This is a genomic window from Citrobacter sp. CK195 (genome assembly GCF_030333365.1).
Lineage (GTDB): Bacteria > Pseudomonadota > Gammaproteobacteria > Enterobacterales > Enterobacteriaceae > Citrobacter_B > Citrobacter_B koseri.
On the sequence record NZ_JAOWGB010000026.1, the window covers coordinates 1,031,134 to 1,046,284 of the forward strand.

Consider the following 15,151-nt stretch of genomic DNA (forward strand, 5'->3'; position numbering starts at 1 on the left):
CTTATAAAGAGGGGCTATTGTACGCTGTGAGCGAGCTGGGATCTACCTGTGGAAAAATGTGGGATTAAAAAAGCCGATCACGGCCGGATAGTACGCATGATCGGGTTTTGCAGGGAGATCAATGTCTCGGTGGACTGAATTTCATCAATTGTTTGGATCTTGTTGATAAGTACCTGTTGCAGGGCGTCGATGGATCGACACATAACCTTAATAAAGATGCTGTAGTGGCCGGTGGTGTAATACGCTTCGGTCACTTCGTCCAGGCTTTCGAGCTTCGCCAGCGCGGATGGGTAGTCTTTCGCGCTTTTTAAAATAATGCCGATAAAACAGCAGACGTCGTATCCGAGCTGTTTTGGACTGACGTCAATCCGCGCGCCGGTAATGATCCCCGCCTGCTTCATTTTTTCTACGCGAACGTGAATCGTCCCCGGGCTGACGCTAAATTGTTTGGCCAGTTCAGCGTATGCCATACGCGCATTTGCCATTAACGCTTCCAGGATGCCGCGATCCAGATTGTCGATCTGATAATTTTCCATAGGTTTTTCTTATGTAGATTAGTGATTCACTCTATTTTAGCGTCTTATTTTATCGAATCAAAAGTGAAGTCGGCTTTTTGTTTGTGGATTATTGAATATCACCCTCAATCTGTTGCTTAATCATAGGCAACAGGACGCAGGAGTATACAAAATGAAAACCGCTTACATCGCCAAACAACGTCAAATTAGCTTCGTGAAATCTCACTTCTCCCGTCAACTGGAGGAGCGTCTGGGTCTGATTGAAGTTCAGGCGCCGATCCTTAGCCGCGTAGGAGATGGCACGCAGGATAACTTGTCGGGCTGTGAAAAAGCGGTACAGGTAAAAGTGAAAGCGTTGCCGGATGCCCAGTTTGAAGTGGTGCATTCACTGGCAAAGTGGAAACGCCAGACGCTGGGACAACACGACTTCAGCGCGGGTGAAGGGCTGTACACGCACATGAAAGCCCTTCGCCCTGACGAAGACCGCCTCTCCCCGCTCCACTCCGTCTATGTCGACCAGTGGGACTGGGAACGCGTTATGGGCGACGGTGAGCGTCAATTCGCCACCCTGAAAAGCACGGTAGAGGCTATCTGGGAAGGCATTAAGGCAACCGAAGCCGCGGTAAGCAAAGAATTTGGTCTGGCACCGTTCCTGCCGGAGCAGATCCACTTTGTTCACAGCCAGGAGCTGCTGGCGCGTTACCCGGATCTGGATGCGAAAGGGCGCGAACGCGCGATCGCGAAAGAGCTTGGCGCCGTTTTCCTGGTCGGTATCGGCGGGAAACTGAGTGACGGTAAACGCCACGACGTGCGTGCGCCGGATTATGATGACTGGAGTTCTGCTTCTGATCTGGGCCATGCTGGTCTGAACGGCGATATCCTGGTCTGGAACCCGGTACTGGAAGATGCGTTTGAGCTTTCCTCAATGGGGATCCGTGTCGACGCCGATGCGCTGAAACGCCAGCTTGCTCTGACCGGAGATGAAGATCGCCTGAGTCTGGAGTGGCACCAGGCGCTGCTGCGCGGCGAGATGCCGCAAACGATCGGCGGCGGTATTGGTCAGTCTCGCCTGACGATGCTGCTACTGCAACTGCCGCACATTGGTCAGGTTCAGTGCGGCGTGTGGCCTGCGCAGGTTCGTGAAAGCGTCGCTTCCCTGCTGTAATTCTCTAACGCCGCCAGCGTCGTAGCAGGCGGCTTCGCATCCCGGTATCAAAGCGCCAGATATGGTCGAAAATGCGCATGATGCCGGGTTTGCCATGTGCCGACATCGCCACCGCATGAAAACGGTGCTGGTGTACCCGCTGTAACTCCCCTACTTTATTCACAACATCGTCAGGTAAGCGCTGGGCGATAAAATCTGAAATGACTACCGCATCCGCATCAAACCATTCTCGCCCCTGCATCCGCTCAATGATGGCGCGAAAACAGCTGGCGATATCCGTGCCGCCGCGAAAGCGCTGGCTCAAAAAGCGGATGGCCTGCTCGATGCCTTCTGGACCAGACAGTTCATAGCGCACGACCTCTGTGGAAAACAGCATGATGAAACAGCGACGGTTATCCGCCAGCGCGACGCGCATCAGCGCCAGGCAAAAGGCTTTCGCGCACTGCTCGTTAAATCCGCCCATTGAGCCGGAAGTGTCCACGCAAACAATGAATGGCCCGCGCGGCTGTTCGTCAAAATCCTGATGAACGACCGGGCGCTCAGTCACTTTCTCACGCCACGCTTCGCCGTGCAGACGGTACGTGAGCAGCTGTTTTTCCACCAGCCGTCGGTAGAATTCATATTCCAGTTCGGTAATGCCGAGCGTTGCCAGCTCAGGCGGCAGCAGGCGCAGAATGTCGTCGCTTTGCTGAATGCCGTCAACCTGTTCTGGAACGGTCGCCGGTTCGCGCACCAGCGTACGAAACGTCTCCATCGGCGCATCTTTGCGCGGCACCGATTTGGCTTCCCTGGAGCGGCCTAACTGTTCCGCCAGGCGTTTCAGTTCGGGTTGTTCTGCCAGGAAGTCGCCATATTTTACGATCAGCTGATAATCGCCGCGTTTGAGCTGCCCTGCGCTCATGTCCCACAGGCGGCCGGCTGCATGGTCATTTTCCGCCAGGACCGGCTCCAGTTGCCCGCTGAGCGTCATGCGTTCCTGCACTTCACTCAGCAATTGCTCGCGCTCCTCTTCCAGCAACTGGTGATTTAAGGCCGTGGTTTGCACGATCAGGCTTAAACGCCAGCGTTGCAGAAAAAGCGTGTGCAGCGCTGGCGTAAAAGTGGCGTTACTGTCCACCAGTTGCTGGGCTTGCCCGGCATAGGGCGAATGTAGTCGGTGCAGCAACGCTAATATCTGCGGCAATTGCACAATAAACTGCGTTGTTCCGAGAAGCTGGCTTTGTTGATAGCACATCACCTCTTCCGTGAGTTCCGGCGGCACGCGCGCGTCTTTAAGACGGCTGCGCAGCGCTTCGCGCCAGCGGGGAAGATCGTCGGAAATGGCTCTCTTTAATCGGGGGAATTTCTCGAAGAAGATAGCCAGCTGCGGGGAGGCCAGCAAAGTGAGGATAATCTCTTCGATAATCCCCTCTTCACTGACCGCCAGCATGACATTCAGCGTGTCCAGTGTCAGCATTGCTGCGCCTGGCGGATCTGCGCACCAACATCCTGTAGGCTGGCTTCAATACGACCTAACCAGTCGCTATGGATAAACAGACATTTTTGCTGTTCGCTGAACCGGCTGTGTTGCTGGTGCCATTCGCTGTCCAGCGCCTCAAGCTGCTGTTTGATTTCGCCGGGCATTCCCTCTTCTGAACTGCCCGGTAGCGCCAGACGGCTGCCCTGTAGGCTGACGTCGCGCACCACCAGATGCTGAGCGCTATCAACTTCCATATTCAGCGTCTGGGCAAAACCGATCCCGTTGAGTTTGCCGCGGATCTCTCCGCCTTTTGCCAGCCACTGCTCAAGGGCGCTGCGTTCAAAAGCGATATGAATGACTTCCATATCATGCAGTTTAAGCGGTTGTTGCAAAAGCAAGGTTAGCACTGGCGCGCTCGCCTCTGGCGGCAGATCGTAATGGGGACGGCGGCTGAATATTCCACCCTGACGAACAACGGTCAAGGCTGTTTTATCGCTTTGTTGCTGTTGCAACTGGAGGCGACGTTGCACAATGCCGCCGAGGCGCGTCAGCATTGCCTGTTGCTGCCAGGCGTGCCCGGTCATCAATATTTCGAGCTGTTGCTGCATCAGATTCAGGCTTTGCGCGTCATACCACAGGCAATCTTTCAGCAGGATAAGATCGATTGGCGCTACGGCGTCGCGTCCGCTAAAGAACGCGCTGGCCTGTAACAGACGAATGGCTTTTTTCCAGCGACGGTCGGAAACATAGGGGGCGTCCGGCAGCGCATCAAGCTGCTGGCGCAGCGTGAAAATCAGTTCAAATACATGATCGGGCAGCGTAATGGCGGAAATATCCTTCTGCCACTGATAATACTCTTCATCAGTCACCTGTAATGAGGCTGGCACCGGGTTGTCGCTTTCGTCCTGCTGGCTTACCAGCATGGAGCGGAAATTCGCCTTATCCTGTACTTTATCCAGCCACAGACGAATGAGCATACGGTCGTATAACGCCTCCAGACTGCTGTCTGCTTCGGGAAGCTCGTTTGAGGCCGCCACCAGCAGGCGCATCGGAATTTTTTCTTCGTGCGCGCCGTTACGGAAATGGCGTTCGTTAATGGCGGTCAGCAGAGTGTTCAGGATTGCCGGACCCGCTTTCCAGATCTCATCCAGAAAGACGATTTCCGCTTCAGGAAGATAACCCGTGGTCAGACGCTCATAGCGACCTTCATCTTTTAGCGCCTGAATGGAGAGAGGACCAAAAACCTCCTCGGGCGTGGAGAAACGCGTCATCAGATACTCAAAGGCGCGGGCGTGCTGAAAGGCGAACTTCAGACGACGGGCTATCAGGCTTTTGGCAATGCCTGGCGGGCCAAGTAAAAAGACGCTCTCACCGCTCAACGCTGCCAGCAGGCAAAGGCGAATGGCGTGGCTACGTTCATAAAGTCCCTTTTCCAGGGCGCTGCTCAGACGGGAAATTCTTTCCGCTAATAAATGTGGGTGAGCCATAATAAGGTGGCGTCCTTCCGCCAGATGTATCATGTTAACAGCGAGTATAGACGTTTCGCCACGAAGCAATAATAGACTGAAGCATCGTTTCTTTTTCTTTGCGCCAGGTTAATCTGACGTCGATTAGGGGTACGATTTTGCGATTAATCGTGCATACTGTGCGCCTTTTTTGTGGGCCAAGGGACTACGCACACATTTCATATATATACACTAAATCATTCAAACTGCATCAAGGTGGCAAAGGAGTGGATCCTCGGGAGCCTTGTCGTTTGAAAGATGCCATGTATAAACGAAAGACGAGTCTATGAGCACTGATAATAAACAATCATTGTCTGCGATCACTCTCGCAGCGATTGGGGTTGTCTATGGTGATATTGGTACCAGCCCACTTTATACACTTCGTGAATGCTTGTCCGGTCAGTTTGGTTTTGGTGTTGAACGTGATGCCGTATTTGGCTTTCTGTCGCTGATTTTCTGGCTGCTGATCTTTGTTGTTTCTATCAAGTATCTGACTTTTGTCATGCGCGCAGATAACGCCGGCGAGGGCGGGATTCTGACCTTAATGTCGCTAGCCGGGCGTAATACGTCGGCGAGAATGACGTCCACGCTGGTCATTATGGGGTTAATTGGCGGTAGCTTCTTCTACGGCGAAGTGGTAATTACACCCGCGATCTCAGTCATGTCGGCTATTGAAGGTCTGGAAATTGTGGCGCCGGAACTGGATACCTGGGTCGTCCCGCTTTCTATTATTGTGCTTACTCTGCTGTTTATGATTCAGAAACACGGAACGGGGATGGTCGGTAAGCTGTTTGCGCCGATTATGCTGACGTGGTTTTTGATTCTGGCCGGACTCGGCCTGCGCAGTATCATCGCTAACCCGGATGTGCTTCATGCCCTCAATCCCATGTGGGCGGCGAAGTTCTTCCTTGAGTACAAAACGGTGTCGTTTATTGCGCTGGGCGCCGTGGTGCTTTCGATCACCGGGGTTGAGGCGCTGTATGCGGATATGGGGCATTTCGGCAAGCTGCCGATTCGTCTGGCCTGGTTCTCGGTTGTTCTTCCTTCATTAACGTTAAACTACTTTGGTCAGGGCGCATTGCTGCTCAAACACCCGGAAGCGATTAAGAACCCGTTCTTCCTGTTGGCGCCGGAGTGGGCGCTGATCCCGCTGCTGATTCTTGCCGCGCTGGCGACGGTTATCGCCTCTCAGGCGGTGATTTCCGGCGTCTTCTCGCTGACGCGCCAGGCGGTGCGGTTGGGATATTTGTCGCCCATGCGCATTATCCACACCTCCGAAATGGAGTCCGGGCAGATCTATATTCCGTTCGTGAACTGGATGCTCTATTTTGCGGTGGTTATTGTTATTGTCAGCTTTGAGCGTTCCAGCAACCTGGCGGCGGCATACGGTATTGCCGTTACCGGTACGATGGTGCTGACCTCGATTCTTTCTACCACCGTGGCGCGTAAAAACTGGCACTGGAATAAGTATTTTGTCGCGCTGATCCTGGTGGCGTTCCTGTGCGTTGATGTTCCGCTGTTCTCGGCAAACCTCGACAAGCTGCTGTCGGGCGGCTGGTTGCCGCTGACGCTGGGGATCGTGATGTTCATCATTATGACGACCTGGAAGAGCGAGCGTTTCCGTCTGCTGCGTCGTATGCATGAGCACGGTAACTCCCTGGAAGCCCTGATCGCCTCGCTGGAGAAATCGCCTCCGGTACGCGTCCCCGGTACGGCGGTGTATATGTCCCGCGCGCTGAACGTCATTCCGTTTGCGTTGCTGCATAACCTCAAGCACAACAAGGTGCTGCATGAACGCGTGATTCTGCTGACGCTACGCACGGAAGACGCACCATACGTACACAATGTTCGCCGGGTGCAGATTGAGCAACTGTCGCCAACCTTCTGGCGCGTGGTGGCCAGCTACGGTTGGCGCGAAACGCCGAACGTTGAGGAAGTGTTCCACCGCTGCGGGCTGGAAGGGCTGAGCTGCCGGATGATGGAAACCTCTTTCTTTATGTCGCATGAATCGCTGATCCTCGGCAAACGCCCGTGGTATTTGCGTTTGCGCGGCAAGCTCTATCTGCTGTTGCAGCGTAATGCGCTGCGTGCGCCGGATCAGTTTGAAATCCCGCCGAACCGGGTTATCGAACTGGGAACGCAGGTCGAGATTTAAGCCTTTTAAAATGCCGGGCGGCGCAGCGTCGCCGGGCAATTATTCCCATCGCATTTCACTTAGCGAAACGTTTCGACCCCGATCACAATTCCGTTACGTCATGATGGTTTTCTGCTCACTTCCGGGAGTAAACTTATTACCAGCGAAACGTTTCGCTAGTGGGGAAAGAAAATGAAGAAAGGCGCGGTACTTAATTCTGATATTTCATCGGTCATCTCCCGTCTGGGGCATACTGATACGCTGGTAGTGTGTGACGCAGGTTTACCTGTTCCATCCAGTACAACGCGTATCGATATGGCGTTAACCCAGGGCGTACCTTCTTTTATGCAGGTACTGGATGTCGTGACCCGTGAAATGCAGGTTGAGGCGGCTATTCTCGCGACGGAAATCAAAGAACATAATCCGCAACTCCACGAAACGTTGCTCAGCCATATTGAGCAACTGCAACAACACCAGGGAAACACCATAGAAATTCGTTACACCACGCATGAACATTTTAAAAAACTAACCGCAGACAGTCAGGCGGTGATTCGCAGCGGGGAGTGCTCCCCGTATGCGAATGTTATTCTCTGTGCTGGCGTCACGTTCTGAGGCCATCATGGACGCATTACTGCAACTCAAAGGGATCGATAAAGCGTTCCCGGGCGTGAAAGCGCTATCTGGCGCCGCGTTAAATGTCTATCCAGGCCGCGTAATGGCGCTGGTGGGCGAAAATGGCGCGGGCAAATCCACCATGATGAAAGTCCTGACCGGTATCTATACCCGTGATGCGGGATCGTTATTGTGGCTGGGTAAAGAAACGACCTTCAATGGCCCAAAATCCTCGCAGGAAGCCGGGATCGGCATCATTCACCAGGAACTGAACCTGATCCCACAGCTCACGATTGCCGAGAATATCTTTCTGGGGCGTGAGTTTGTAAATCGCTTTGGCAAAATCGACTGGAAAAAGATGTATGCCGAAGCGGATGTTCTGCTTGCCAGACTTAACCTGCGCTTCAAAAGCGACAGGCTGGTGGGCGAACTCTCTATCGGCGATCAGCAGATGGTCGAAATCGCCAAGGTACTGAGCTTCGAATCCCGAGTCATCATTATGGATGAACCCACGGATGCGCTCACTGATACCGAAACGGAATCGCTGTTCCGCGTCATCCGCGAGTTGAAATCGCAGGGGCGCGGCATTGTCTATATCTCCCACCGCATGAAAGAGATCTTCGAAATTTGCGATGACGTGACGGTTTTCCGCGACGGGCAGTTTATTGCCGAGCGTGAAGTGGCATCGCTGACCGAAGATTCGCTGATTGAAATGATGGTCGGACGTAAGCTTGAAGATCAGTACCCGCGTCTGGATAAAGCGCCAGGCGAGGTACGCCTGAAAGTCGATAACCTGTGCGGTCCCGGCGTTAATAATGTCTCCTTTACTCTGCGCAAAGGGGAAATTCTGGGGATCTCCGGTTTGATGGGCGCCGGGCGTACGGAACTGATGAAAGTGCTGTACGGCGCGCTGCCGCGCACCAGCGGTTACGTCACGCTCGACGGGCATGAAGTGATTACCCGTTCACCGCAGGATGGCCTGGCTAACGGTATTGTTTATATCTCTGAAGACCGTAAACGTGACGGCTTAGTGCTCGGCATGTCGGTAAAAGAGAATATGTCGCTCACCGCGCTGCGTTATTTCAGCCGCGCTGGCGGCAACCTGAAACATAAAGATGAACAGCAGGCGGTGAGTGACTTTATCCGTCTGTTCAATGTGAAAACGCCGTCGATGGAGCAGGCTATCGGGTTGCTCTCTGGCGGCAATCAGCAGAAAGTCGCCATTGCGCGTGGACTGATGACCCGCCCCAAAGTGCTGATCCTCGATGAGCCAACCCGCGGTGTGGACGTTGGCGCGAAAAAAGAAATTTATCAGCTTATCAACCAGTTTAAGGCCGATGGCCTGAGCATCATTCTGGTCTCATCTGAGATGCCAGAAGTATTGGGTATGAGCGATCGCATTATCGTCATGCATGAAGGGCATCTCGGCGGTGAATTCACTCGCGAGCAGGCCACCCAGGAAGTGTTAATGGCTGCCGCTGTGGGCAAGCTTAATCGCGTGAATCAGGAGTAAAAAAGATGACTATCCAGGCTGTTTCTGGTCGCCGTTATTTCACTAAAGCGTGGCTGATGGAGCAGAAATCGCTCATCGCTCTGCTGGTGCTGATCGCGATTGTTTCTACCATGAGTCCCAACTTTTTTACCGTTAATAACCTGTTTAACATTCTCCAGCAAACGTCCGTCAACGCCATCATGGCCGTTGGGATGACGCTGGTTATCCTGACGTCAGGCATCGATCTGTCCGTTGGTTCCCTGCTGGCGCTTACCGGCGCGGTTGCCGCTTCAATTGTAGGGATTGAAGTGAATGCGCTGGTGGCCGTTGCGGCGGCGCTGGCGTTAGGCGCCGCCATTGGCGCGGTGACCGGTGTGATCGTGGCGAAAGGTCGCGTGCAGGCGTTTATCGCCACGCTGGTAATGATGCTTCTGCTGCGCGGCGTCACGATGGTGTACACCAACGGAAGCCCGGTGAATACTGGCTTTACGGATAACGCCGACCTCTTCGGCTGGTTCGGGATTGGCCGCCCGCTGGGCGTTCCGACGCCGGTCTGGATTATGGGCATCGTCTTCCTGGCGGCGTGGTACATGCTGCATCATACTCGCCTGGGTCGCTATATCTATGCGCTGGGCGGCAACGAAGCGGCAACGCGTCTGTCGGGTATCAGCGTCAGTAAAGTCAAAATCATCGTCTATTCGCTTTGTGGTCTGCTGGCCTCGCTGGCGGGCATCATCGAAGTGGCTCGTCTCTCCTCCGCGCAGCCAACGGCGGGTACGGGTTATGAGCTGGATGCCATCGCAGCGGTTGTGTTAGGCGGCACCAGCCTGGCGGGCGGTAAAGGGCGCATTGTTGGGACATTGATCGGCGCATTGATTCTCGGTTTCCTTAATAATGGTTTGAATTTGTTAGGTGTTTCCTCCTATTACCAGATGATCGTCAAAGCGGTGGTGATTTTGCTGGCGGTACTGGTAGACAACAAAAAGCAGTAACAACGACTACAGGACATCTTAAATATGAACATGAAAAAACTGGCTACCCTGGTTTCTGCTGTTGCGCTGAGCGCCACCGTGAGCGCGAATGCGATGGCGAAAGACACCATTGCTCTGGTGATCTCCACGCTCAACAACCCGTTCTTTGTCACCCTGAAAGAGGGGGCGCAGAAAGAAGCGGATAAACTGGGCTATAACCTGGTCGTGCTGGACTCCCAGAACAACCCGGCGAAAGAGCTGGCTAACGTTCAGGATTTAACCGTTCGCGGCACTAAAATTCTGCTGATCAACCCAACCGATTCCGACGCGGTAGGCAACGCGGTTAAGATGGCTAACCAGGCGAAGATTCCGGTTATCACCCTTGATCGCCAGGCAACCAAAGGCGACGTTGTCAGCCACATTGCTTCCGATAACGTGCTGGGCGGCAAAATCGCCGGTGATTACATCGCGAAGAAAGCAGGTGAAGGCGCGAAAGTGATTGAACTGCAAGGCATCGCCGGAACATCCGCAGCGCGTGAGCGTGGCGAAGGCTTCCAGCAGGCCGTTGCGGCACACAAATTTAATGTACTGGCCAGCCAGCCTGCTGACTTTGACCGCACCAAAGGTCTGAACGTCATGCAGAACCTGCTGACTGCGCATCCTGATGTGCAGGCGGTATTCGCACAGAACGACGAAATGGCGCTGGGTGCGCTGCGCGCTCTGCAAACCGCAGGTAAATCTGATGTGATGGTGGTTGGATTTGATGGTACGCCGGATGGCGAGAAGGCGGTAAATGATGGCAAACTGGCTGCGACTATCGCTCAGTTGCCGGATCAGATTGGCGCTAAAGGCGTTGAAACCGCTGATAAAGTACTGAAAGGCGAGAAAGTTCAGGCCAAATATCCGGTTGACCTGAAACTTGTCATCAAGCAGTAATAACGGCTCAGGCCGTTCGCGGTCTGATGGCGACATAAATACGCCATCCTCAGAGAGTTGTTTGAAGATGAAAGCGTAAAAAGAAAAGCAGGGCACGCGCCACCCTAACCCGGTGGCGCACTTTACTGGACATCCCGAACATGAAAACCGCAGGCAACCTTGTCGTCCTTGGCAGTATTAATGCCGATCACATCCTCAACCTCGAATCTTTTCCTGCGCCAGGCGAAACCGTAACGGGCACCCAATATCAGGTGGCATTCGGCGGTAAAGGCGCGAATCAGGCGGTGGCCGCAGGGCGCAGCGGCGCAAATATCGCGTTTATTGCCTGTACTGGCGATGACGATATTGGCGAGAGCGTGCGTAAACAGTTAGCCAGCGATAACATTGATATTGTTCCGGTCAGCGTGATTAACGGGGAATCTACCGGAGTCGCGCTGATTTTTGTTAATGGCGAAGGGGAAAATGTCATCGGCATTCATGCTGGCGCCAATGCCGCATTGTCGCCAGCGCTGGTGGAAGCGCAACGCGAGCGTATCGCCGGGGCTTCTGCGCTATTGATGCAGCTCGAGTCGCCGATTGAAAGTGTGATGGCGGCGGCAAAAATTGCGCATCAGAACAACACTACCGTTGCGCTTAACCCGGCTCCGGCGCGTGAACTGTCTGATGAGCTGCTGGCGCTGGTGGACATCATTACGCCAAATGAAACCGAAGCGGAAAAGCTCACGGGAATTCGCGTCGAAAGTGATGAAGATGCCGCTAAAGCAGCGCAGGTGCTGCATGATAAAGGCATTCATACCGTACTGATTACGTTAGGCAGCCGCGGCGTGTGGGCCAGCGTGAAGGGCGAAGGCCGTCGTGTGCCGGGGTTTAAAGTGAACGCCGTTGATACGATAGCTGCCGGGGATACTTTTAATGGTGCGTTAGTTACCGCCTTACTGGAAGAGACGCCGCTGCCGGAGGCCATTCGCTTTGCCCATGCCGCTGCTGCGATTGCGGTGACACGCAAAGGTGCGCAACCTTCTGTTCCGTGGCGTGAAGAGATAGAGGCGTTTTTAGGTCAGCAGAGGTAACGTTTGGCTACAATGAAGGATGTTGCCCGTCTGGCGGGCGTTTCCACTTCAACTGTTTCGCACGTTATTAATAAAGATCGCTTTGTCAGTGAAGCTATCACCGGGAAAGTGGAAGCGGCGATTAAAGAGTTAAACTACGCGCCTTCAGCGTTGGCGCGTAGCCTGAAATTAAATCAGACCCGCACAATCGGCATGCTGATCACCGCCAGTACCAATCCTTTTTATTCAGAACTGGTGCGCGGCGTTGAACGTAGCTGCTTTGAGCGGGGCTACAGCCTGGTATTGTGTAATACCGAAGGCGATGAGCAGCGAATGAACCGCAATCTGGAAACGCTGATGCAAAAGCGGGTCGATGGCTTATTGCTGCTCTGTACGGAGACGCATCAACCCTCCCGGGAGATTATGCAGCGTTATCCCTCTATTCCTACCGTGATGATGGACTGGTCGCCCTTTGATGACGAAGGGGATTGCGATCTGATCCAGGACAACTCCCTTCTGGGCGGCGATTTAGCGACGCAATACCTGATTGATAAAGGTTTTACCCGAATAGCTTGCATTACCGGCCCGCTGGACAAAACGCCCGCGCGTTTGCGGCTGGAAGGGTATCGGGAGGCGATGAAACGCGCGGGGCTGGAAATTCCTGAAGGGTATGAGATCACAGGAGATTTCGAGTTTGGCGGCGGATTTGAAACCATGCAAATGCTGCTGTCCCATAAACAACGCCCACAGGCGGTATTTGCCGGCAATGATGCGATGGCCGTCGGTGCGTATCAGGCGCTTTATCAGGCAGGGCTGCGCATCCCGCAGGATATGGCGGTAATTGGCTATGATGATATTGAACTGGCGCGCTACATGACGCCGCCGCTGACGACGATTCATCAACCGAAAGATGAACTGGGTGAGTTGGCCATCGACGTGTTGATTCACCGTATGGCACAACCCACGCTACAACAGCAGCGTCTGCAACTTACTCCTGTTCTGATGGCGCGGGGGTCGGTTTAGGTTTGTGCCGTTCTTTGATCAGATTGCGGCCATCTTTGGCTTTCAGCAACATGAACATCAGCGCGGATACCACCGTAATAGCTCCCATCGTAATAAAGGTATAGTGGAACTGTTCAACCGTATTGGTTCCTTCAATCCCTTCATAGAGACGCAATACGGCGGCGCTGATCGCCACCCCTAAACTGATGGAAAGCTGCTGCGTGACGGCCAGCAGACTGTTGCCGCTGCTGGCGTTATCATCGGTCAGGTCCGCAAGGGTGATGGTGTTCATGGCGGTAAACTGCGTGGACATCGCCATACCCAGAACAAACAGCGGCAGAATCAACATCCATACCGGCATGGCGGGGAATTGCAAAGAGAGCTGCGCAATCATCAGGCCAATAAATACCGTAATACCGACCAGCGTCGTCTTGTACCCCAGTTTGCGCAGTACCTGAGTGACCGCTGATTTCGCCAGAATAGAACCCAGCGCCGTCGGGGCCATCATGCAGCCGGCTATCAGCGCCGGGTATCCAAATCCTACCTGTATCATCAGCGGCATCAGGAAGGGAACGCATCCCGTTCCCAGACGCGTGGCGAGGTTTCCTGCTATCCCAACGGAGAACGTGCGCGTTCTGAACAGCGAAAGTGAAATCAACGGCGTTGGGTGTCGACGCGCATGGCGAATATAGGCCAGTAGCAGCACGATACTGCTCAGAATAATGGTTAATGCTATCCAGGTTGCGACGATCTTCTCGCCGAAAAGCTCCATTCCGCTGGAGAACAGCACCAGACTCAAACCAAAGAGGAAGAAGCCGGTCATGTCGAAACGGCGTCGCGGTGTGGTGAAATTTGGCATGTACTTACGGGCATACAGGATACCGACAATGCCAATGGGAATATTAATCAGGAAGATCCAGTGCCAGCTTGCCCATGTCACCAGTATGCCCCCCAATACCGGGCCGAGGATAGGGCCGACCAGGCCTGGCATCGTCACGAAATTCAGAACCGGAAGCAGTTCACTTCGGGGGTAAGCGCGTAATAATGCCAGACGGGCGACCGGCATCATCATTGCGCCGCCGATCCCCTGCACCACGCGGAAAACAACCAATTCAGCTAATGAGCCAGAAAGCGCGCATGCCAGCGAGCCGAGCGTAAACAGACTGACGGCAATAATAAAGACGCGACGGGTGCCAAAGCGATCGGCCAGCCATCCGCTTACCGGAATCAGCATCGCGACCGTCAGGGTATAACTGATAATAGCGGACTGCATGGCAAGAGGAGAACGGTTGAGGCTGTGCGCGATAGCGGGTAGAGCGGTATTAAGAATGGTGGCATCCAGCGCCTGCATAAAAAAAGCCATAGCCGCTATCCACGGCAACCCGGCCATACTGCGCGCTTTTTTCTCTGACATTCGGTATCCCGTTACTTGTCCGGTTGTTCGTTCGGCGCTATCAACAATGCCTGGCACGCTTTAAAGGCGCGATCGCCATCACTGTCGGCTATGGCATCTACAATAGCCTGGTGTAAATCCAGCTTCACCACATCGTTATAGGTAATAGAGGTGAAGTAGGTGTGATAGACCGAATGGAACAGCGAGGCAAAAGAGATTAAGAACGGATTCGCGCTCATTTCATAAATATGCTCATGCCACGCCATATCGACTTCAATCCAGCGTTCGCGTCTGAAGTTCTTCTTCAACGCCACCATCTCTTCCATTAAGGTATTCAGATGCGCTTTCTGTTCCGCTGATCCGATCGTCGCTGCCAGTGAACATGCCTGCGGTTCGAGACTGATACGCATCACCAGAAAATGATTAATAACCTGATGGAAGTTTTCTTCTGTCATCCACCAGGTGAGCAGTTCCTGATCGAGGAAGTTCCAGTTTGCCTGCGGCATAACCCGCGTACCAATACGAGGACGGGGCAACACCATGCCTTTTGCTGTTAGCGTCTTCACTGCCTCACGTACCGCCGTGCGACTCACGCCAAATTGCTCGCCCAGTTCGATTTCTCCGGGAAGAATGGTGCCGGGCGCGTATTCACCCTTTAAGATTCGCTGCGCCAGCTTCTCAGCCAGAACGTAGGAAAGATTTTTCTGTGCAGCTAACTGTTGTGCGCTTAAAGGCATAAATGTTTGTCCTTTCTCTTTTCTTATTCATTAGTATGCCATCAGGAAGTGTGATTAAGGTTGTAAAAACGGCAAATTGCTTATTTTATGGCATGTTAATAGTGGTTTTGCTTAAAAAGAAAGCAGTCGGAAAATAATTTTAAATTTCCCCTTGTCAGGCCGGAATAACTCCCTATAATGC

General features: G+C 53.6%; 13 protein-coding genes. 8 read left to right on the forward strand and 5 right to left on the reverse strand.

Features of this window, described 5'->3' with window-relative positions; translation table 11 throughout:
* Positions 1-77: 77 nt before the first annotated feature.
* Positions 78-536 carry a transcriptional regulator AsnC gene (gene asnC, locus OGX93_RS22215; RefSeq protein WP_286448772.1) on the reverse strand — a complete coding sequence of 153 codons (459 nt, stop codon included), beginning with the start codon at positions 534-536 and terminating at the stop codon, positions 78-80.
* Between the two features lie 151 nt (positions 537-687).
* Here asnC and asnA point away from each other — a divergent pair, with 151 nt between their 5' ends.
* Positions 688-1,680 carry an aspartate--ammonia ligase gene (gene asnA, locus OGX93_RS22220; protein ID WP_024130086.1) on the forward strand — a complete coding sequence of 331 codons (993 nt, stop codon included), beginning with the start codon at positions 688-690 and terminating at the stop codon, positions 1,678-1,680.
* 4 nt (positions 1,681-1,684) lie between these two features.
* Here the strand turns inward: asnA and viaA are convergent, their stop codons facing one another.
* Together viaA and ravA are read right to left on the reverse strand one after the other, a co-directional pair.
* Complete coding sequence (gene viaA / locus OGX93_RS22225; RefSeq protein ID WP_012131102.1) at positions 1,685-3,136, reverse strand: ATPase RavA stimulator ViaA; 1,452 nt, start codon at positions 3,134-3,136, stop codon at positions 1,685-1,687.
* The gene (ravA, locus tag OGX93_RS22230; protein ID WP_286487826.1) at positions 3,130-4,626 is read right to left on the reverse strand and encodes an ATPase RavA; all 1,497 of its coding nucleotides are present in this window, start codon (positions 4,624-4,626) and stop codon (positions 3,130-3,132) included. The genes viaA and ravA overlap by 7 nt, the downstream gene beginning before the upstream one ends.
* 304 nt (positions 4,627-4,930) lie before the next feature.
* Between ravA and kup the strand changes: the two genes are divergently transcribed.
* From kup to rbsR, 7 genes are all read left to right on the forward strand, one after another.
* The gene (gene kup, locus OGX93_RS22235; RefSeq protein ID WP_012131104.1) at positions 4,931-6,799 is read left to right on the forward strand and encodes a low affinity potassium transporter Kup; all 1,869 of its coding nucleotides are present in this window, start codon (positions 4,931-4,933) and stop codon (positions 6,797-6,799) included.
* A gap of 171 nt (positions 6,800-6,970) precedes the next feature.
* Positions 6,971-7,390 (forward strand): D-ribose pyranase, encoded by a 420-nt coding sequence (gene rbsD / locus OGX93_RS22240; protein WP_024130088.1) that lies wholly within the window; start codon positions 6,971-6,973, stop codon positions 7,388-7,390.
* Positions 7,391-7,397: 7 nt separating this feature from the next.
* Positions 7,398-8,903: a ribose ABC transporter ATP-binding protein RbsA gene (rbsA, locus tag OGX93_RS22245; protein ID WP_012131106.1), complete on the forward strand. Its 1,506-nt coding sequence runs from the start codon at positions 7,398-7,400 to the stop codon at positions 8,901-8,903.
* A gap of 5 nt (positions 8,904-8,908) precedes the next feature.
* Positions 8,909-9,874 carry a ribose ABC transporter permease gene (gene rbsC / locus OGX93_RS22250; RefSeq protein ID WP_012131107.1) on the forward strand — a complete coding sequence of 322 codons (966 nt, stop codon included), beginning with the start codon at positions 8,909-8,911 and terminating at the stop codon, positions 9,872-9,874.
* 24 nt (positions 9,875-9,898) lie between these two features.
* Positions 9,899-10,789 (forward strand): ribose ABC transporter substrate-binding protein RbsB, encoded by an 891-nt coding sequence (gene rbsB / locus OGX93_RS22255; RefSeq protein ID WP_012131108.1) that lies wholly within the window; start codon positions 9,899-9,901, stop codon positions 10,787-10,789.
* 140 nt (positions 10,790-10,929) lie between these two features.
* A complete protein-coding gene (rbsK, locus tag OGX93_RS22260; protein ID WP_199977430.1) occupies positions 10,930-11,859 on the forward strand; it encodes a ribokinase in 930 nt (309 codons plus the stop codon).
* A 3-nt stretch (positions 11,860-11,862) separates the two neighbouring features.
* Positions 11,863-12,861, forward strand: coding sequence for a ribose operon transcriptional repressor RbsR (rbsR, locus tag OGX93_RS22265; protein ID WP_101744155.1), 999 nt, complete (start codon positions 11,863-11,865; stop codon positions 12,859-12,861).
* Here rbsR and mdtD read toward each other — a convergent pair.
* Together mdtD and OGX93_RS22275 are read right to left on the reverse strand one after the other, a co-directional pair.
* Positions 12,827-14,254, reverse strand: coding sequence for a multidrug transporter subunit MdtD (gene mdtD / locus OGX93_RS22270; RefSeq protein WP_286448773.1), 1,428 nt, complete (start codon positions 14,252-14,254; stop codon positions 12,827-12,829). The two genes, rbsR and mdtD, sit on opposite strands and share 35 nt — an antisense overlap.
* 11 nt (positions 14,255-14,265) lie before the next feature.
* On the reverse strand, positions 14,266-14,970 hold the full coding sequence (locus OGX93_RS22275; RefSeq protein WP_012131112.1) for a FadR/GntR family transcriptional regulator: 705 nt from the start codon (positions 14,968-14,970) through the stop codon (positions 14,266-14,268).
* Positions 14,971-15,151 lie beyond the last annotated feature (181 nt).